We start from the raw sequence: 15,500 nt of genomic DNA, 5'->3' as shown, positions 1-15,500 counted from the left end.
AAAGCTGTATAATAGTATGAATGACTTGAATGAAGAGATTAATATTCGAGAAGAACTCGATAAGTATTTACGCTACTGGCCGTGGTTTATCTTGGGGGTGCTCACTGCATTAATCATTGCCTTTGTCTATTTAAAATTAAGTGTTCCTGTATATCAAACTGTTGCCAGTGTCATTATTAAGGATGAAGAAAGTAAAGGTGGGGGGTTAGGTGATGCTGCAGGATTTGCAGATTTGGGACTGTTAGGTGGTATGAGCACTAATAGTATTGAAAATGAAATTGGGCTTCTAAAATCGCGTCGTTTAATGATTAGTACCATACAGGCTCTAAAAGCGAATGTAGAGTATTATGATTTAGAGGGTGTTAAAGAAGATGAGTTGTATTTGAACACGCCATTTATCGTTGAGGTAATTACGATTGATGAAGCACTACTCAGTAAAGCAGCAGGCTTAGGAATTAATGTGTTATCTATAGAACCCAATGGAAGTACTAATTTAACCCTCACCTATATAGAAAGTGGCGAAACTAAACAAGCAAAAATTGGTGAATTGGTTAAGTTACCATTTGGAAGCTTTGTCATTAAAGATAATCGGGTAGATGCTCAAGGTAATGCTATAGCCGAAAAAGGCAGGGTTCTAGTAAAAATTAAGAACCTAACAGATGTTGCAGATAAATACCGTGAATCTGTAGAGATTAATTTAATAGACGATAATGCAACCCTACTGGAGTTTAGTTTGGGGAGTACGGTTAAAGAAAAGGCTCAGAATATTTTAGATCAGTTAATCTTTGAATACAATAAAGAGGCCATTGAAGATAAAAATGAAGTGGCGGTAAGTACTGCGCGTTTTATAGATGAACGCTTAAAAATAATAAGCGGCGAACTCGATACAGTAGAGGTAGGGCTTGAAGAATTTAAAGAAGACAACAGCTTAACTAATATAGAGGCAGAAGCTTCGCTTATTATCGAAAATGCCAGTGAGTATAGAAAGCGCGAACAAGAACTGCAAACCCAACTGTCTATCTCGCGATCGATGCTAAGCTATTTAAGAAATGATACTGAAAATAGTGGGTTGTTACCTGCTAATGTAGGATTAGAAAGCGAATCTGTAAATACACAAATTGCAAACTACAACCAATTGGTTTTAGAACGCAACCGCATCTTAGCTGGTGCTACTGAGTTGAACCCTACCGTAATTCGTTTAAATTCTCAGATCAAACAATTAAAGTCAAATATTATTAACGGACTTGAACAAACCTTGTCTAACTTACGAATTGCAGAAAATGATCTTAATAGACAGTCTCGATTAATAGGTTCTGAAATCTCCAGGGTTCCTGCAAAAGAGCGTCAGTTTAGAGATATTTCGCGTCAGCAAAACATTAAAGAAGCCTTATATATATTTTTGCTTCAGAAACGGGAAGAAAACTCATTATCCTTAGCGGCAACTGCCCCTAAAGCAAAAATCGTAGATAGTGCGTATTCGCTGAACAAACCCTTATCTCCAAAACCGAAAATTATTTTTGCAGCAGCTTTATTATTGGGTCTGGCAATTCCTTTTCTGGTTATTTATATCAAACGCTTACTCAATAATAAAATCGAGCGTCGAGAAGATATTGAGAAAGTAACGAAATCTATTCCTATTGTAGGGGAATTGCCCAGTATTGCTAAAGGAGAATCTGATCTGGTTGTCGAAAACGACCGTTCGGTACTGGCGGAGTCTTTTAGAATTATGACGACTAATTTGCAATATTTGTTAGTAAATGTAGCTAATGAAGATCGAGGCTATTGTATTTATGTGACCTCTACGGTAAAGGGGGAGGGGAAAACCTTCACCTCAATCAACCTGGCTATGACCCTGGCCAATACCGGTAAAAAGGTAGTAATTGTGGGAGCTGACCTTAGAAATCCGCAGCTGCAGCGATATGATAACTCTTCCAAGAGTTTCTTAGGGGTGAGCGATTATTTGGTTAATAATGATCACAAAATTGATGATTTGGTTCACGATTCTAAATTTCATAACAATCTGAAGTTGTTTCTTTCTGGCAGTATACCGCCTAACCCGTCTGAACTCTTAAGACAGGCGAAGTTTGGGCATATGCTGAAAGACTTACAGACCAAGTTTGATTATGTGATTGTAGATACGGCACCTTCGATGCTGGTTACCGATACCTTCTTAATCAGTAGGCATGCAGAACTTATCCTCTATGTTACCCGGGCCGGTTACACTGAAAAGCGCTTGTTAGAATTCGCTGTTGATTCCAACAACGAAGGGAAACTACACGATGTAAGTTTTGTTATTAATGACGTGAAGAACGCTAACTTTGGTTATGGTAATAAGTATGGGTATGCTTATGGGCAAAGTAAACCCAACTTGTGGGAGCGTTTTAAAAATAGTTTTTAGGTTGGCGTATAAGGTTTAAGATTTCTCAGTGCTTTATAAAAAGGATGCTACTGCATCCTTTTTTTTTGTTTATATTTTAACCAAAAAACATCAATTTAATTGTCTGTATAATTTAAACGTCTAAACTAAATTTGCCATATCAACTTATAAAATTGATTCTATACAATCGAATCATAAATTTTATAAGTTGATATAGTAATATTTAACTTTCTAATTTTTTAAAATATTTTTTTAAGAGATCTGTACTTTTAAACAAATCTATATCATCTTATCAAGTCAAAATAAAATTTAAGACTCATATAAATATTAAAAATTCTATATGAACTATTATTGAGAAGGATAGGAATGAAAAACAAATAATTAAACTTTTTATGTTGGCTTTTCAAAAGTAATGATGATTTTTCCCATCTATTCAAGTCTTTAATATTTTTATTAAATACAAAATAATTTATTTCTGCTTTATCATTATAAAAATTAATGATCTTTGAGTATTCAGGAAAACCTCTACTGTTTAACTCTATGCTAATATTCTGTAATGTTTGTATTTGCTCGACTGGTTTTCCACCGGTAGTGCTGTGTACCCCTCCAAAATGTACTCGATAGGTTGCCATTTGTTCTGGTAAGAACTTAATATTACCGTGAGTTGCATTAATAATATGTAATGGCCAGTCACCAGGATATGCATTAATGAGCCACTCTGGATAATCATTATAATTTCTAAATATTACCGACATAGTATGTATGTAATTTGATTTTATGATATCGATTAATGATGTGGTATCTTTCGTGTTTTTATTTGTATCATTTAAAAATGGAATTATATTATTTTCATATTCAATATTAACAGCGTGAAAGCAAATAGCATAATCGTTATTTCGTTCTAAAAAGTCAACTTGCCTTTGTATCTTCAAGGGGTCAGTCCAATAATCATCACCTTCACAAATTGCAATATATTTACCTTTAGCGCTGTTCAATGCCCATAAAAAGTTGCCCATCATACCTTTATTTTGAGCGTGCTTAGTATAGTTTATCCAATTTCCATTTTTATGGTTAGAAGTTATATTTTTAATTATATCGGTGGTTTTGTCAGGGGAATTTGGTGGATTGTCATCAGCTATTATTAATTCTATAGGATAACTGCATTGCTGCATTAAAATACTATTAATGGCTTGTTCTATAAAGTCGCCGTGTTTATAGGTAATCATTACAACGCTTACAGTGGCATTTTTATACATATTTTTTAATTTTTGCAGGAACACCATAAACTAATGAGTTGTCAGGAATGTTCTTTGTTACTACGGAGCCAGCACCTATTATAACATTCCTGCCTATTTTAATATTTGGAAGAATTGTAGATCCACTCCCCACAGTAGTGTGATTTCCAATTTCTACTCTTCCGAGAATATTTACGCCAGGAGAAATTTCTATCCAATCTCCTAATTTACAGTCATGTGTTACTACTGAATTATAATAAATAAGACATCCCTTACCAATTATGGTGTTATTAGATATTCGTACTCCGGATAAAATACAAGTTCCTTGTCCTATAAAAACATTTTGAGTTCCAATGCTTGCGTACGGGCTAACTGCAGAAACCAATTTACCTCCGTAAGTAGTCAATTTACGGGCTAGTAACTCTCTGTATGTGGGATTACCCAGTCCTAAAACGAATCTTTTAGATGATGTGGCAAACAGTTCTGTAGCTTGCTTTTCACTTTTAAGAACATTAAATTCTCCAAAGAGTGTATTTGGAACTTCAGGTGTTATATCGTCATAAAAAAAAATGTCTTCCTGTTCTTCTAAGTCTTGCAGAACTTGTAATAGTTCAACAGCAAAACCTCCAGCTCCTATTATAATCATTTTTTAGAATTTATTATATAATTTAAAAGTTTAGTAAACTTTTCCGCTCCTTTCGCGTTCAAGTGATCAGAATCTCTAAAGTCATTTAAGGAGAACTGATCATTTTTCAGGAAATTATAGTAAAAAACGTTTTGATTGTTATTTTCAAGTTCCGTAATTATTTTTAATGTTTTGTCAAATTGTTCGTCTTCAATACTTTTATAATAATACCCGGTGGTAGGTAACGTAACAAAAAATAGTTTTATTTTTTTCTTTTTAGCTAAGGAAACTATCTCTTCAAGATAATTTATATTAATTTGAAGCTCATCAGAGGTGTTTATTGTGTGTCTTTGCGCTGCTTTCTTACCATCTAATTTAAAATCAGATGGTTCTATTGAATTTTCTTCAAAACCAAAACCTAATGTATCTGAATATAAATTGTCTTGTTGATGCAAATAATAATTTCTCAAATTAGACAAGTTGGAATTTAAGTTCATTGCTGTTGTCTCAAAATGATATTTCAGTGGAATATCACTTTTGAAATCATAATCTATATAGTAATATTTGAGTCTGAAATTTTCACCGGTATCCTTAAAATCAATGAATAGCGATGGGTAAGATATTGCAACAACAAGATTTTCTAATTTTGATAATCTGTTGCTATATTTTCTAAATATTTCTAAATCATATCTGAGTGTTTGTGATACATAAGCAGCATTAAATGAATTTTTGTTTAAATATTCTGGATTTACTCCATAAAATGCGTGACTATTTCCTAGAATTAATGTTTGAATTTCCTCAGAATTATTATCTATAAAATTTTTCTTGAATTTATAATCATTCGGTAAAAAGCGTAGTAAACATTCTAGAATAACCAAGCCAATTAATAAAGGAGCTGTAAAAAATAAAATTTTCTTTAAAAATGATTTCACTGAAAATAGATTATATTAAAATTGAAAATAGATAAATTGTTGTTGCTCTCCACCATAATATAGAATCAGAAAAATAATGGTATAATAAAAGGTGTATTTCACAGGTTTCTTCCATGTTATACTTATCCTATCTATTGCAAACTCATCATGTCTGCCCAGCCACTCAATAAAAATGAAAAAAGGAAGTAAAAGAATTAATGATTTTGTTAAACCAATATCTGTATAAGAAGGAATTGTTGCTAATGATTTAGAGAATATCCCAGCTAAATAAAGCAGCGCATCTTTCACTGTTGGAGACCTGAAGAAAATCCAAGCTAAAACTGTCAATAGAAACGTTAACGACATTTGAAGAAATTCCTTCAAGCTTGGAAAAAAACGATTTTGGGCAACAGTGCCAATATTTATCCTATTTCTTTTAAATATTAGTAAGGGTAAAAAATAAATGGCATTTAATGCACCCCAAACAATAAACGTCCAATTTGCTCCGTGCCAAAAGCCACTTACAATAAAAATAATAAATGTATTACGAACTTGCATCCATAAACCTCCTCTACTTCCTCCAAGTGGTATATATAAATAATCTCTAAACCAAGTAGACAAGGAAATGTGCCATTTTCGCCAAAATTCTGCCATATCTCTAGAGAAATATGGGAAATCAAAGTTTTTCATGAGGTTAAATCCAAACAGACGTGCGGTACCTATTGCGATATCTGAATAACCAGAGAAATCTCCATATATTTGAAATGTGAAAAATACAGCGCCTAATAATAAAGTACTTCCTGAGAAGTCTTGATAATCATTGAAAATTATATTTGCAAACTTTGCACAATTATCAGCAATCACCATTTTTTTAAACAGTCCCCAAAGGATTTGTTTTAAACCATTTATTGCTTCACTTTGACTAAAATGTCTTTTACGATAAAATTGAGGAAGCAAGTTTACCGCTCTTTCTATTGGACCAGCCACTAGTTGCGGAAAAAAACTAACATAAGCAAAGAAGTCAACAATATTATTAACCGGTTTTAATTTTTTCCTATATACATCTATGGTGTAGCTCATAGTTTGGAATGTATAAAAGCTAATACCCACTGGAAGAATAATATTCAATCTTGAGGTTTCAATATTATGCCCCATAATTGTGTAAGCATCAGAAAAACTATCAACAAAAAAGTTATAATATTTAAAAAAACCTAGAAAACCTAGATTTACAGACATGCTAAGAAATAGCAAAAATTTTCTATTAGTATCTTTATTAGTTTGAATTAAAGCGTTTCCTACAAAATAATCTATTGCAGAGCTAAAAGCAATTAATCCTAAAAATCGCCAATCCCACCAGCCGTAAAAAATATAACTGATAATAAGTATATAAAAATTTTGTATTCTTAAGCTTTTATTAAATACAAACCAATAAAGTAAAAAAACAAGAGGCAAAAAGATGCCAAATTCGATAGAGTTAAATAACATATATACCTTTATAAGAAATTAAATAAAAAACCGATTTTCTATAAAGTATCGTTTATTAATTTGATTATTTTATCTACATCATTATTTTTTAAACCACTATATAAAGGCAAACATAAAATACACTCTGCAATACCTTCTGAAACTTTCATTTCAGTAGACCTCACGTAATCTAATGTATTTAACGAAGGATAAAAATAACGTCTCGGAAAAATGTCAGCCTTATTTAATTCCTTTTGCACTCGTAAAAGTGTTGCTTCGCTTTCAAAGATTATCGGGTAATAGCTGTAATTCCAAACGGTATTATCCCTCAGTTTCATTGCTCTTAGTTTAGAAAAATCTAATTGTGAGCGGTATTGCTCAACAATACCTTTTCTACTATCCACTATGTGCTCCATATAGGGCAGAACGCTCAAGCCCATCGCAGCTTGCAATTCGCTTATTTTAGCGTTAATGCCTACACCATAAAAATTTGTAGGGCCATTGTGTCCAAAGTTATGGCTGTAATACATTTTATGTAATAAACTATCATCTGAATTACAAAAGGCTGCGCCCCCTTCACCGGTATGAAATATTTTAGTTGCATGAAAGCTGCACGTACTTACATCGCCATATTCAAAAAGGGATTTATTTTGATAAGTAACCCCAAAACAATGAGCAGCATCGTAAATAACTTTAAGGTTGTGCTTTATCGCAATAGCTTCAATAGCTTCAACATTACACGGATTCCCAAATACATGCGTTGCCAGAATAGCTGTTGTTTTTTCAGTTATTGCAGCTTCAATCTTGGTCTCATCAATCGTTAAATAATCAGGATGTATATCTACAAACACTGGAGTACATTGTTCCCATACAAGTGCTGATGTAGTTGCCACATAACTGAATGGCGTAGTAATCACTTCTCCTCCACTTGCTAGCAATTTTAAAGCTATCTGAATAGGCAGCGTACCATTGGTCATTAAAATGATATTAGGTACTTTGAGATGGTTTTTTAACTTTTCCTCTAGTTCCAATACCAATTCTCCACGATTAGTAAGCCATTCATTCTTCCATACACGTTGCAATTGTTGCTCATACTCTGCTAAAGGTGGAAAAAAAGTTTTTGTTACATTAGTCATTTTAAATTTTGTTTAAATTGTAATATCAATTGTAATGAGGGAGTTTTTAGTAGATAATTAGTAACCAAATAAAATAAAATACCGGTCAAAGAAGGGACTAAAATTTTTAAAAGCAAGTAACCTTCGAAAAAATAATATTGCACAGCAAACATAATAATAAACATGATAATGCTCAGCAGTAATATTATCCAAACATCTTTGAACTGTTTCCATAAATTGTAATCTATTAATAGATTTGTATAATATGTATTAATTGCAAGAGCCAAAAAAGAAGTAATTACAGAACTCCAAACCAAACCATAAATCCCAAATTGAAAAGCAACTGAAACAATTAGCGCAATCATTATTTTTTTAATTAATTCTAGTTTTAAGAACCAATCACTCCGACCATATACTTTAAGTAAATTTAGGTTAAAGACGTGTACAGGATACAGCATACCTGATATGCACAATATCTGAAAAAAAATTGCGGCTTGTTCCCATTGCGGTCCAAGTACAAATAAAAATAGGGGTTTCGAAATTGAAGATAGACCTAGCATTAATGGTGCAGAAATAAAAAAAATAAATTGCAAAATATGCTTATAGGCTTGTTTAAGCCTTTCTTTTTCGTCCTGTATTCCTGCCATTAGAGGGTAGCTCACCTTACCTACGATTGTTGTTAATACTAGAGAGGGATACTGGGAAAATGTGTAAGACCTTTCAAATTGACCAAGGGCTGCAGTTGAAAAGTACTTGCCTATTAAAATGTTATAAATATTTTCAAATATAGAATTGAGGATTCCAGATATCGTCAATTTATATCCAAATCCAAAATGTTGACGCAACTTCTCCCGAGAAAAAATTAAACTTGGTTTCCAGTCGCTTATTATCCAAAGCATTAATGATAAAACTACTTGCGTTGCCAATTGCATAAAAATAATACTCCAGACACCATATTTTAAATAAGCCATGCAAACTCCAACAATAGCGCCAATAAGAATTCCTGGAATATTGAGTAACATCAGCTTTTTAAAAGCCATTTTTCTTTCGAAATATGCGTGCTGTACTGCAGAAAAAGAGGTTATAACAAAGATTAAAGCATAAACACGTATAATTAAGATTAGTTCTGCTTCCTCATAGAACTGTGCTATTAAAGGAGCTAATAAATATACAAGCAAATAGAGTATAAAGCTTATTGATATGTTAGTATAGAATATTGTGCTATAGTCTTTATTTGTTATATTTTTAGTTCGTATAAGTGATGCGGTAAGACCACCATCAACTAGAGTGGCTGAAATTGAAGTAATAATATAGATCATTCCTATTAAACCAAATTCTCTAGGTGAGAGTAAACGTGCTAAGGTTATTGATGCTGCGATTCCTACCCCTTTAGCCACAATGGTGTCTAAAAAAGTCCAAAGTAAACCTAAAGTAGCAGTTTTTTTTAAGCTCATATATTCCTCATCAAATTTTAAAAATGATTTAATTTCTTATTTATATAAAAAACTCTAATAATCATTATTGAACTGTCAAATATACCATTCTAATCTAAAAATTATAGCTGTCTTTATTTTTATTGAGTTGACATTCTTAAATACTATAAAAATTTTTAGTTATTAGTGAATTTTTTAAAAAATGTTGGGCTTTAATTTTTTTAAGCTTTGAAAACTCTGTTATTTTTAGAGAATAGCGAGTATGGATATAATTTTTAAATCACATACCCCAAAAGTGGAGGGGAAAACCTTTACTTCAATCAACCTGGCTATGACCCTGGCCAATACCGGTAAAAAGGTAGTTTTTGTAGGGGCCGACCTTAGAAATCCGCAGTTACAGCGTTATGATAACTCTTCCAAGAGTTTCTCAGGGGTGAGTGATTATCTGGTTAATAATGATCATCAACTCGATGATTTGGTTCACGATTCTAAATTTCATAACAATCTGAAGTTGTTCCTTTCGGGAAGTATTCCACCTAACCCGTCTGAACTCTTGAGACAGGCGAAGTTTGAGCATATGCTGAAAGATTTACAGACTAAATTTGATTATGTGATTGTAGATACGGCACCTTCAATGCTGGTAACCGATACCTTCTTAATCAGTAAGCATGCAGAACTTATACTCTATGTAACCCGGGCCGGATACACCGAAAAGCGCTTGTTAGAATTCGCTGTTGATTCCAACAATGAAGGGAAACTTCACGATGTAAGTTTTGTAATTAATGACGTGAAGAACGCTAATTTTGGTTATGGTAATAAATATGGTTATGCTTATGGGCAAAGTAAACCTAGTTTGTGGGAGCGTTTTAAAAAGAGTTTTTAAGCCTTGCTTCATTGGGTTTAGAACCTTTACTTACTTTATAAAAAGGATGCTTCGGCATCCTTTTTTTTTGCTCTTTTTTACTGTCAATTTTTTTAATTTAAACTCATTTTACAGCGTGATATTTGCCGGTATTTTCTTAATTCCGGGCTTTTGGATTTCATACACTCTTCATACTCTATCATGGGCTTTGGGTAGGGTCTGGGTGGGGGATGGGCGACGGGAGTTGGCGCATCTTTTTATAATTCAGCTTATCTACTATTCAACGACCGGCATCTATGGCAAATTACTTCTTAAACGGCAGAATCGGCACAGGTGTACATTACTTCCGGTTTTTTGCTTGTCTGGCTGCGTTCTTTGTGGCTTAATCAAAATCTTTTTTATTATGGCCAGACAATCTGGAATTATCAAATTAAAGGGCACTATCGGGGATATTGCCTTTTACAAAAGTGGAGACGGGCATATGGCCCGACTTAAGGGCGGGATCGATGGAAAGCGTATTGCAAATGATCCGGCATTTCGACGTACCCGTGAAAATGGGGCTGAGTTTGGGCGCGCCGGTAAAGGTGGTAAGTTGGTGCGCAACTCTATGCAGGTGTTGCTGCAACAGGCGAAAGATGCGCGTGTAGTGAGCCGATTAACCACCCAGCTGCTTGCCATCATCAAAACCGATACCGTATCTGATCGTGGGGAACGGAATCTGATTTCGGGAAATCTCGGCTTGCTAAGCGGGTTTGACTTTAATGTAAACAGTCCGCTCCAAACCACATTGTATGCTCCCTTTACGGTGAGTTATGATCGGGCTTCAGGAGCCGTAGGAATGGTGCTGGAAGCCTACAATCCGCAGGTACAGATTGCAGCACCCGGAGGAACGACCCATTATAAGCTGAGTTGTGGAGTGAGTGAGTTGGATTTTGCGGGAGCAACCTATGTGTCGCATACCCAAACCACCGAAATTCTGCCTTATAACAATACCCCAGCGACTGCTCCTAATCTGAATGTGCAAATTACCGCAAACAGCAGTCTTAGCGTGGTGCAGGTGTTGAGTATTGAGTTCTATCAGGAAGTCAATGCTAAGATGTATGCCTTGCAAAACGGAGGCTTTAATGCTATGGCTGTAGTGCAGGTTTCTCAGCCTACTTAAGATGGAGTGGGTTTTACAACGTAGCTATTATGCTACCGGAACCCACGGCGCCCTCTATATTGAGAAGCGTTTTGTGTGTTTTACCATCGAGCTGCCCTGGCGGGAAAATCAGCGACAGATTTCCTGTATACCCGAGGGCCGGTATGAGGTGTGTCCCCGAATTTCGAAAAAATTTGGACACCACCTTATTTTAGAAGATGTGCCGGGACGTAGTTATATTTTACTGCATCCCGCCAATAACGCTCTGATGGAATTGCAGGGATGTATCGCTCCCGTAACCGAACTTACTGGTCCCGGATCCGGATTGCATTCCAGACATGCACTACAGCGCTTAATGGTCATTCATCGGGATGCTGTAGAACGTGAAGAAGCTGTTTATTTAACTATAACTTATACCAATCATGAATTTATTAGAACGTTATCAAAAACCCACCCCGCGGTTTTTCCGCATCCTGCGGGCGGTGGGCATTAGTCTGGCCAGTGGAGGAGCAGCTTTACTGGCGGTACCCGTGGCTTTGCCGGCTGTGGTTTTGAGTCTTGCCGGTTATGCCGTCGTTGCGGGTAGTGTTGTTACTGCGGTAAGTTAGGCTGTCGTTGCAGATGTGAATAATGAGCAGTAAGACGCCCCCGCAAGCCTGGGGTACGGTGGGAGGCAGTTTGGCTGCTGCACTTCCGTCGCTATATGCAGCGCAGGTATTAGAGGCGATGCTTATGGCAGGGTTGGGAGCGGTAGTGAGTTTTTTTACTTCATATTTTTTAAAAAGCCTGGTACGCTTTTATAAAAAGCGGAAGCGAAGACAACGGTGATTTGGTTAATGCCGGTGTGGACTTTATTAAACACCGGATATCTTAATGGAAAACCCTTTGTTCAGATTTAAATCTGGGGAAGGGTTTTTCTTTTTGTTTTACGCTGTTTTTTTTTATTTTCTTTTGAGTCGTTATAGGTTCCATAGGATGTTCTTTACTTTTCTTTAGCTCGCTGTCGCTTATTGGTTTTGGAGCTCGTGAATCTCCTATCGTCGATTTAGCTCGCGAGATTTTTATTTTACGGGAGCTCGTGAATCTCCTATTGTCGATTTAGCTCGCGAGATTTTTATTTTACGGGAGCTCGTGAATCTCCTATTGTCGATTTGCTTGTCCAAAGAAACCCTTCGGCTATCGCTCAGGACAGGCTCAACAAAAGAAAAGACACCCTCGCTTGGGAATTTTTCGCTTAGGCGAAAACCGCCTTGTTCGTTCCGTGTCGCTATCGCTCCTGTCCTTCGGAACGTCCTGTGGCTATTCTGAACCGAGGGATTGCAATTCGTTTTCCAATGTCACTTCGAGTGAATAAGGCGGAGCCTAAGCGTAGCTTTATTTGTATCGAGAAGTCTTATATCGTTTGGAGGTGTACGTGTGTAAGGCTTCTAAATTTTTAACGGATGCTTCTTGCTATACTGAATAAAATGAAAACTGAAGAACACTAATTTTTTATTAAAATGCAACTATTTAATTGAGAATAGGCTCCTTTTTCCTTGGGAGCAGGGTTGGGGATGAGGAGTTTTTGTTGAATTTTTTTGCTTTTGAGTTTTCTTAATTGATCAGAATTCTGAAGATCCCTGATGATATGGTGCATTCCACTTCCTACGGTCGTCGGATGCAGAAAAGAAAAGACACCCTCGCTTAGATCTGAATTAGGGGAGAGCAGTAGTATAACCCTGCGGGTTTGAGTCTTTATAGGTTCCACAGGATATTCTTTACTTTTCTTTGCTTGTCCAAAGAAACCCTTCGGCTATCGCTCAGGACAAGCTCAACAAAAGAAAAGACACCCTCGCTTAGGAATTTTTCGCTTAGGCGAAAACCGCCTTGTTCGTTCCGCGTCGCTATCGCTCCTGTCCTTCGGAATGTCCTGTGGCTATTCTGAACCGAGGGATTATAATTTGTTTTCCAATGTCACTTCGAGTGAATAAGGCGGAGCCTAAGCGCAGCTTTATTTGTATCGAGAAGTCTTATTTTGTTTGGAGGTGTACGTGTGTAAGGCTTCTTGATACATTTGCTTTCTGTGCAGCATGAATTAGATATTCGAAGCGAGTTTCAAGTTAGCCTTAAGCTCGCTTTTCCTAGGGAGCAGGGTTGGGGATGCCGAGCTGGAGTCAAGTTTTGTTAAGATGTAATACTCCTGCAGCTTTTTAAATAACGTGCTGTGGCTATTCTGCGTAGTTATTGAATATCCAATAAGGTGGTACAGTATCAATTTTTCTTAAAAACTGTTAAATTTTTTCGGTAGTACGGAGGAGGTAGGGAAGGTATATAGTTTTTTCTTTAGAGGTTTGCAGGGTAACCGGAATAAACTGTATGCTATGAAAACCCGGCGTTTGTGTATTTTTCCTAAAGACGTACAACGTATCACCGGACGGAGTGAACGGTATGGACGTCAACTGCTCGCAGATATCAAATGTTTTTTAAAGAAGCAACCGCATCAGTTCATTAGCGTTTACGAATTTGCAGCATATTGTGGTTTGAATGCTGAAGATCTTTTTGATTATTTGGAATAGAATACTTCGGTAAGCTTTTAAGAAAATTTATTTCTTAATAATGGCAGATGGAAATAATAGGAATTGGTTATTTGAAAAGTTCAGAAATAGAAATATTTAATTCTCTACAAATAATTAGTAATGTTTCTAAAGTTGGATTTGTATTGCCTCTCTCTATTTCTCCTATAGTCTTCTTGGCATGACCCGTACGATACGCCAACTCTTCTTGAGAAATGGGTTTTTGGGTTTTAGGATTAATAACTTTTTGACGGAATTCCGAAATTTTAAAACCTAACATTTTCTTTTCTTTTTCAAAACTCTCATTGCTCATAGGGATAAAATTCCCTGTTTAAATAAATAAAAAAGGATACATATATGTATCCTTTTAAAATTTTTATTATATTTATCTCATTATTATATATTTGCGATACTTCTTTAAGTAAAATATTAGAAGCATTCGCTTTGAATCTCGAATCAAAAACTGGTAATTTTTAGCAACGAGAGGATAAGCAGGGATGCTCACGACCCGGGCGTGGGCTCTCGCTTATTGTTGCGCGGTATACCAGTACCTTGATTCAATAAGTTGAGACCTGCGCCTTTTTGTATTGGGCCTGTACCTCCACTTTCAGAGCCCTTGTTTCTTCTCTTTTTAAAGCTTCGCACTCCTTTTATCCCCTACAATCAAACAGGCCAAAATGGCCGGCATCCCTGTATGGGGTGTTAATATCAACTTTTAAAGCATCAGCGCTTATGAACAACGCAACGTGTTTACGGGTACATGTTACTTCGTGCTAATCACCCGTGGGTTATGGGTTGTTTTCCTACGAGGCAGCCGGTAGTTGGGTGGGGATTGTCCTTGTTGAACAAGTGGCACGGGCTTTTACCATGTACGTTTTAAGCACACCGGTGAATTAGCCACAATAAAAAAGAGCTGCAGACCGCATGGTCTGTGAAAAAGAAACAGGCTTTTTAAAAGTCGCATTAAGCAAAAAAGCCTTCCCCTCAGAGTGGAATCAGCGGGGGAAGGCGTGAGCTTAAATAAAACGATTGTTTTACTTATTAACACGACGAAGTTATGAAAAATAAAGCTACGCGCCTTACGGGGGCTGCGTGGATACTTGTGGGCTTATTTTGGGCTACAGGAAATCTACTCTGGGCAGCATTGCCCCAACAAGTCGTATCCGGTAGGGTTACCGATACGAATGACAACCCCATTCCCGGGGTTAGTATCACCTTAACAAATAGCAGCAGGGGTACACAAACCGATATGCAAGGGGCATTTAGCCTGAATGCAAAACCGACGGATACCTTACGTATTGCCTACCTCGGATTTAAACCACTACGTATTCCGGTGGGAACGCAGGCGAATTTTAATATTGTATTGGAGCAGGACATCACCGATCTGGGTGAGGTGACCATCAATGCCGGGTATTACAATACCACGCGCCGTGAGCAAACGGGCAGCATCGCGCGGGTAACGGCAGAAGAACTGGAGCGACAGCCGGTAACCAATGTGCTAACGGCTTTGCAGGGCCAGATGCCAGGAGTCTCTGTGGTGCAGCGCAGTGGGGTGCCGGGGAATGCGCCCAGCGTACAAATATGGGGGCAAAACAGTTTACGCAGTGGTTTTGCCAATTCGGGTAACCTGCCCCTGTATATTATAGATGGGGTGCCTATAGACGGTGCCCCGCTTAACAGCTTTAGCGGGCTTACCAGTCCGACTCTTGCCGGGATTGACCCTTTAAATTCCCTGAACCCTGCAAACATAGCCAGTATTGAAATCTTAAAAGATGCTGATGCTAC

The 15,500-nt window shown here is 36.6% G+C and carries 14 protein-coding genes; 7 read left to right on the top strand and 7 right to left on the bottom strand.

Annotated elements, in window-relative coordinates; all coding sequences use genetic code 11:
- The first annotated feature begins 16 nt into the window (after window positions 1-16).
- Window positions 17-2,398, top strand: a complete 2,382-nt coding sequence (locus tag ACIGAM_RS16445) for a GumC family protein (protein ID WP_396512568.1) — start codon at window positions 17-19, stop codon at window positions 2,396-2,398.
- A 263-nt stretch (window positions 2,399-2,661) separates the two neighbouring features.
- Here ACIGAM_RS16445 and ACIGAM_RS16440 read toward each other — a convergent pair whose 3' ends face one another.
- Genes ACIGAM_RS16440 through ACIGAM_RS16415 form a run of 6 tightly spaced genes read right to left on the bottom strand, consistent with a single transcriptional unit; the run spans window position 2,662 to window position 9,181 of the window.
- Window positions 2,662-3,633 (bottom strand): glycosyltransferase, encoded by a 972-nt coding sequence (locus ACIGAM_RS16440; RefSeq protein WP_396512567.1) that lies wholly within the window; start codon window positions 3,631-3,633, stop codon window positions 2,662-2,664.
- Window positions 3,626-4,258, bottom strand: a complete 633-nt coding sequence (locus ACIGAM_RS16435; protein WP_396512566.1) for an acetyltransferase — start codon at window positions 4,256-4,258, stop codon at window positions 3,626-3,628. The genes ACIGAM_RS16440 and ACIGAM_RS16435 overlap by 8 nt, the downstream gene beginning before the upstream one ends.
- On the bottom strand, window positions 4,255-5,169 hold the full coding sequence (locus ACIGAM_RS16430) for a hypothetical protein (protein ID WP_396512565.1): 915 nt from the start codon (window positions 5,167-5,169) through the stop codon (window positions 4,255-4,257). The genes ACIGAM_RS16435 and ACIGAM_RS16430 overlap by 4 nt, the downstream gene beginning before the upstream one ends.
- 15 nt (window positions 5,170-5,184) lie before the next feature.
- Complete coding sequence (locus ACIGAM_RS16425) at window positions 5,185-6,633, bottom strand: MBOAT family O-acyltransferase (protein WP_396512564.1); 1,449 nt, start codon at window positions 6,631-6,633, stop codon at window positions 5,185-5,187.
- Between the two features lie 38 nt (window positions 6,634-6,671).
- On the bottom strand, window positions 6,672-7,748 hold the full coding sequence (locus tag ACIGAM_RS16420; protein ID WP_396512563.1) for a DegT/DnrJ/EryC1/StrS family aminotransferase: 1,077 nt from the start codon (window positions 7,746-7,748) through the stop codon (window positions 6,672-6,674).
- Window positions 7,745-9,181: a lipopolysaccharide biosynthesis protein gene (locus ACIGAM_RS16415; protein ID WP_396512562.1), complete on the bottom strand. Its 1,437-nt coding sequence runs from the start codon at window positions 9,179-9,181 to the stop codon at window positions 7,745-7,747. Before ACIGAM_RS16415 ends, ACIGAM_RS16420 begins: the two co-directional genes overlap by 4 nt.
- A gap of 241 nt (window positions 9,182-9,422) precedes the next feature.
- On the opposite strand from ACIGAM_RS16415, the gene ACIGAM_RS16410 reads away from it, so the two are divergent.
- From ACIGAM_RS16410 to ACIGAM_RS16390, 5 genes are all read left to right on the top strand, one after another.
- On the top strand, window positions 9,423-10,043 hold the full coding sequence (locus ACIGAM_RS16410; RefSeq protein WP_396512561.1) for a tyrosine-protein kinase family protein: 621 nt from the start codon (window positions 9,423-9,425) through the stop codon (window positions 10,041-10,043).
- 625 nt (window positions 10,044-10,668) lie between these two features.
- Entirely contained in the window at window positions 10,669-11,184 is a 516-nt protein-coding gene (locus ACIGAM_RS16405; RefSeq protein ID WP_396512560.1) for a hypothetical protein, read from the top strand.
- A 1-nt stretch (window position 11,185) separates the two neighbouring features.
- Entirely contained in the window at window positions 11,186-11,656 is a 471-nt protein-coding gene (locus ACIGAM_RS16400) for a DUF5675 family protein (protein ID WP_396512559.1), read from the top strand.
- Window positions 11,646-11,771, top strand: a complete 126-nt coding sequence (locus ACIGAM_RS16395) for a hypothetical protein (protein WP_396512558.1) — start codon at window positions 11,646-11,648, stop codon at window positions 11,769-11,771. Before ACIGAM_RS16400 ends, ACIGAM_RS16395 begins: the two co-directional genes overlap by 11 nt.
- A 22-nt stretch (window positions 11,772-11,793) precedes the next feature.
- Window positions 11,794-11,991, top strand: coding sequence for a hypothetical protein (locus ACIGAM_RS16390; protein ID WP_396512557.1), 198 nt, complete (start codon window positions 11,794-11,796; stop codon window positions 11,989-11,991).
- Between the two features lie 1,794 nt (window positions 11,992-13,785).
- On the opposite strand, the gene ACIGAM_RS16385 is transcribed toward ACIGAM_RS16390, so the two are convergent.
- Window positions 13,786-14,028, bottom strand: coding sequence for a helix-turn-helix domain-containing protein (locus ACIGAM_RS16385; RefSeq protein WP_396512556.1), 243 nt, complete (start codon window positions 14,026-14,028; stop codon window positions 13,786-13,788).
- A gap of 744 nt (window positions 14,029-14,772) precedes the next feature.
- Between ACIGAM_RS16385 and ACIGAM_RS16380 the strand changes: the two genes are divergently transcribed.
- Window positions 14,773-15,500, top strand: a 728-nt coding sequence (locus tag ACIGAM_RS16380; RefSeq protein ID WP_396512555.1) for a TonB-dependent receptor plug domain-containing protein, incomplete at its 3' end; no start/stop codon positions are given.

Source organism: Leeuwenhoekiella sp. NPDC079379 (genome assembly GCF_044542075.1).
GTDB lineage: Bacteria > Bacteroidota > Bacteroidia > Flavobacteriales > Flavobacteriaceae > Leeuwenhoekiella.
The sequence above is the reverse complement of the archived record's forward strand: the minus strand, read 5'-3'. Positions and strand labels throughout refer to the sequence as shown.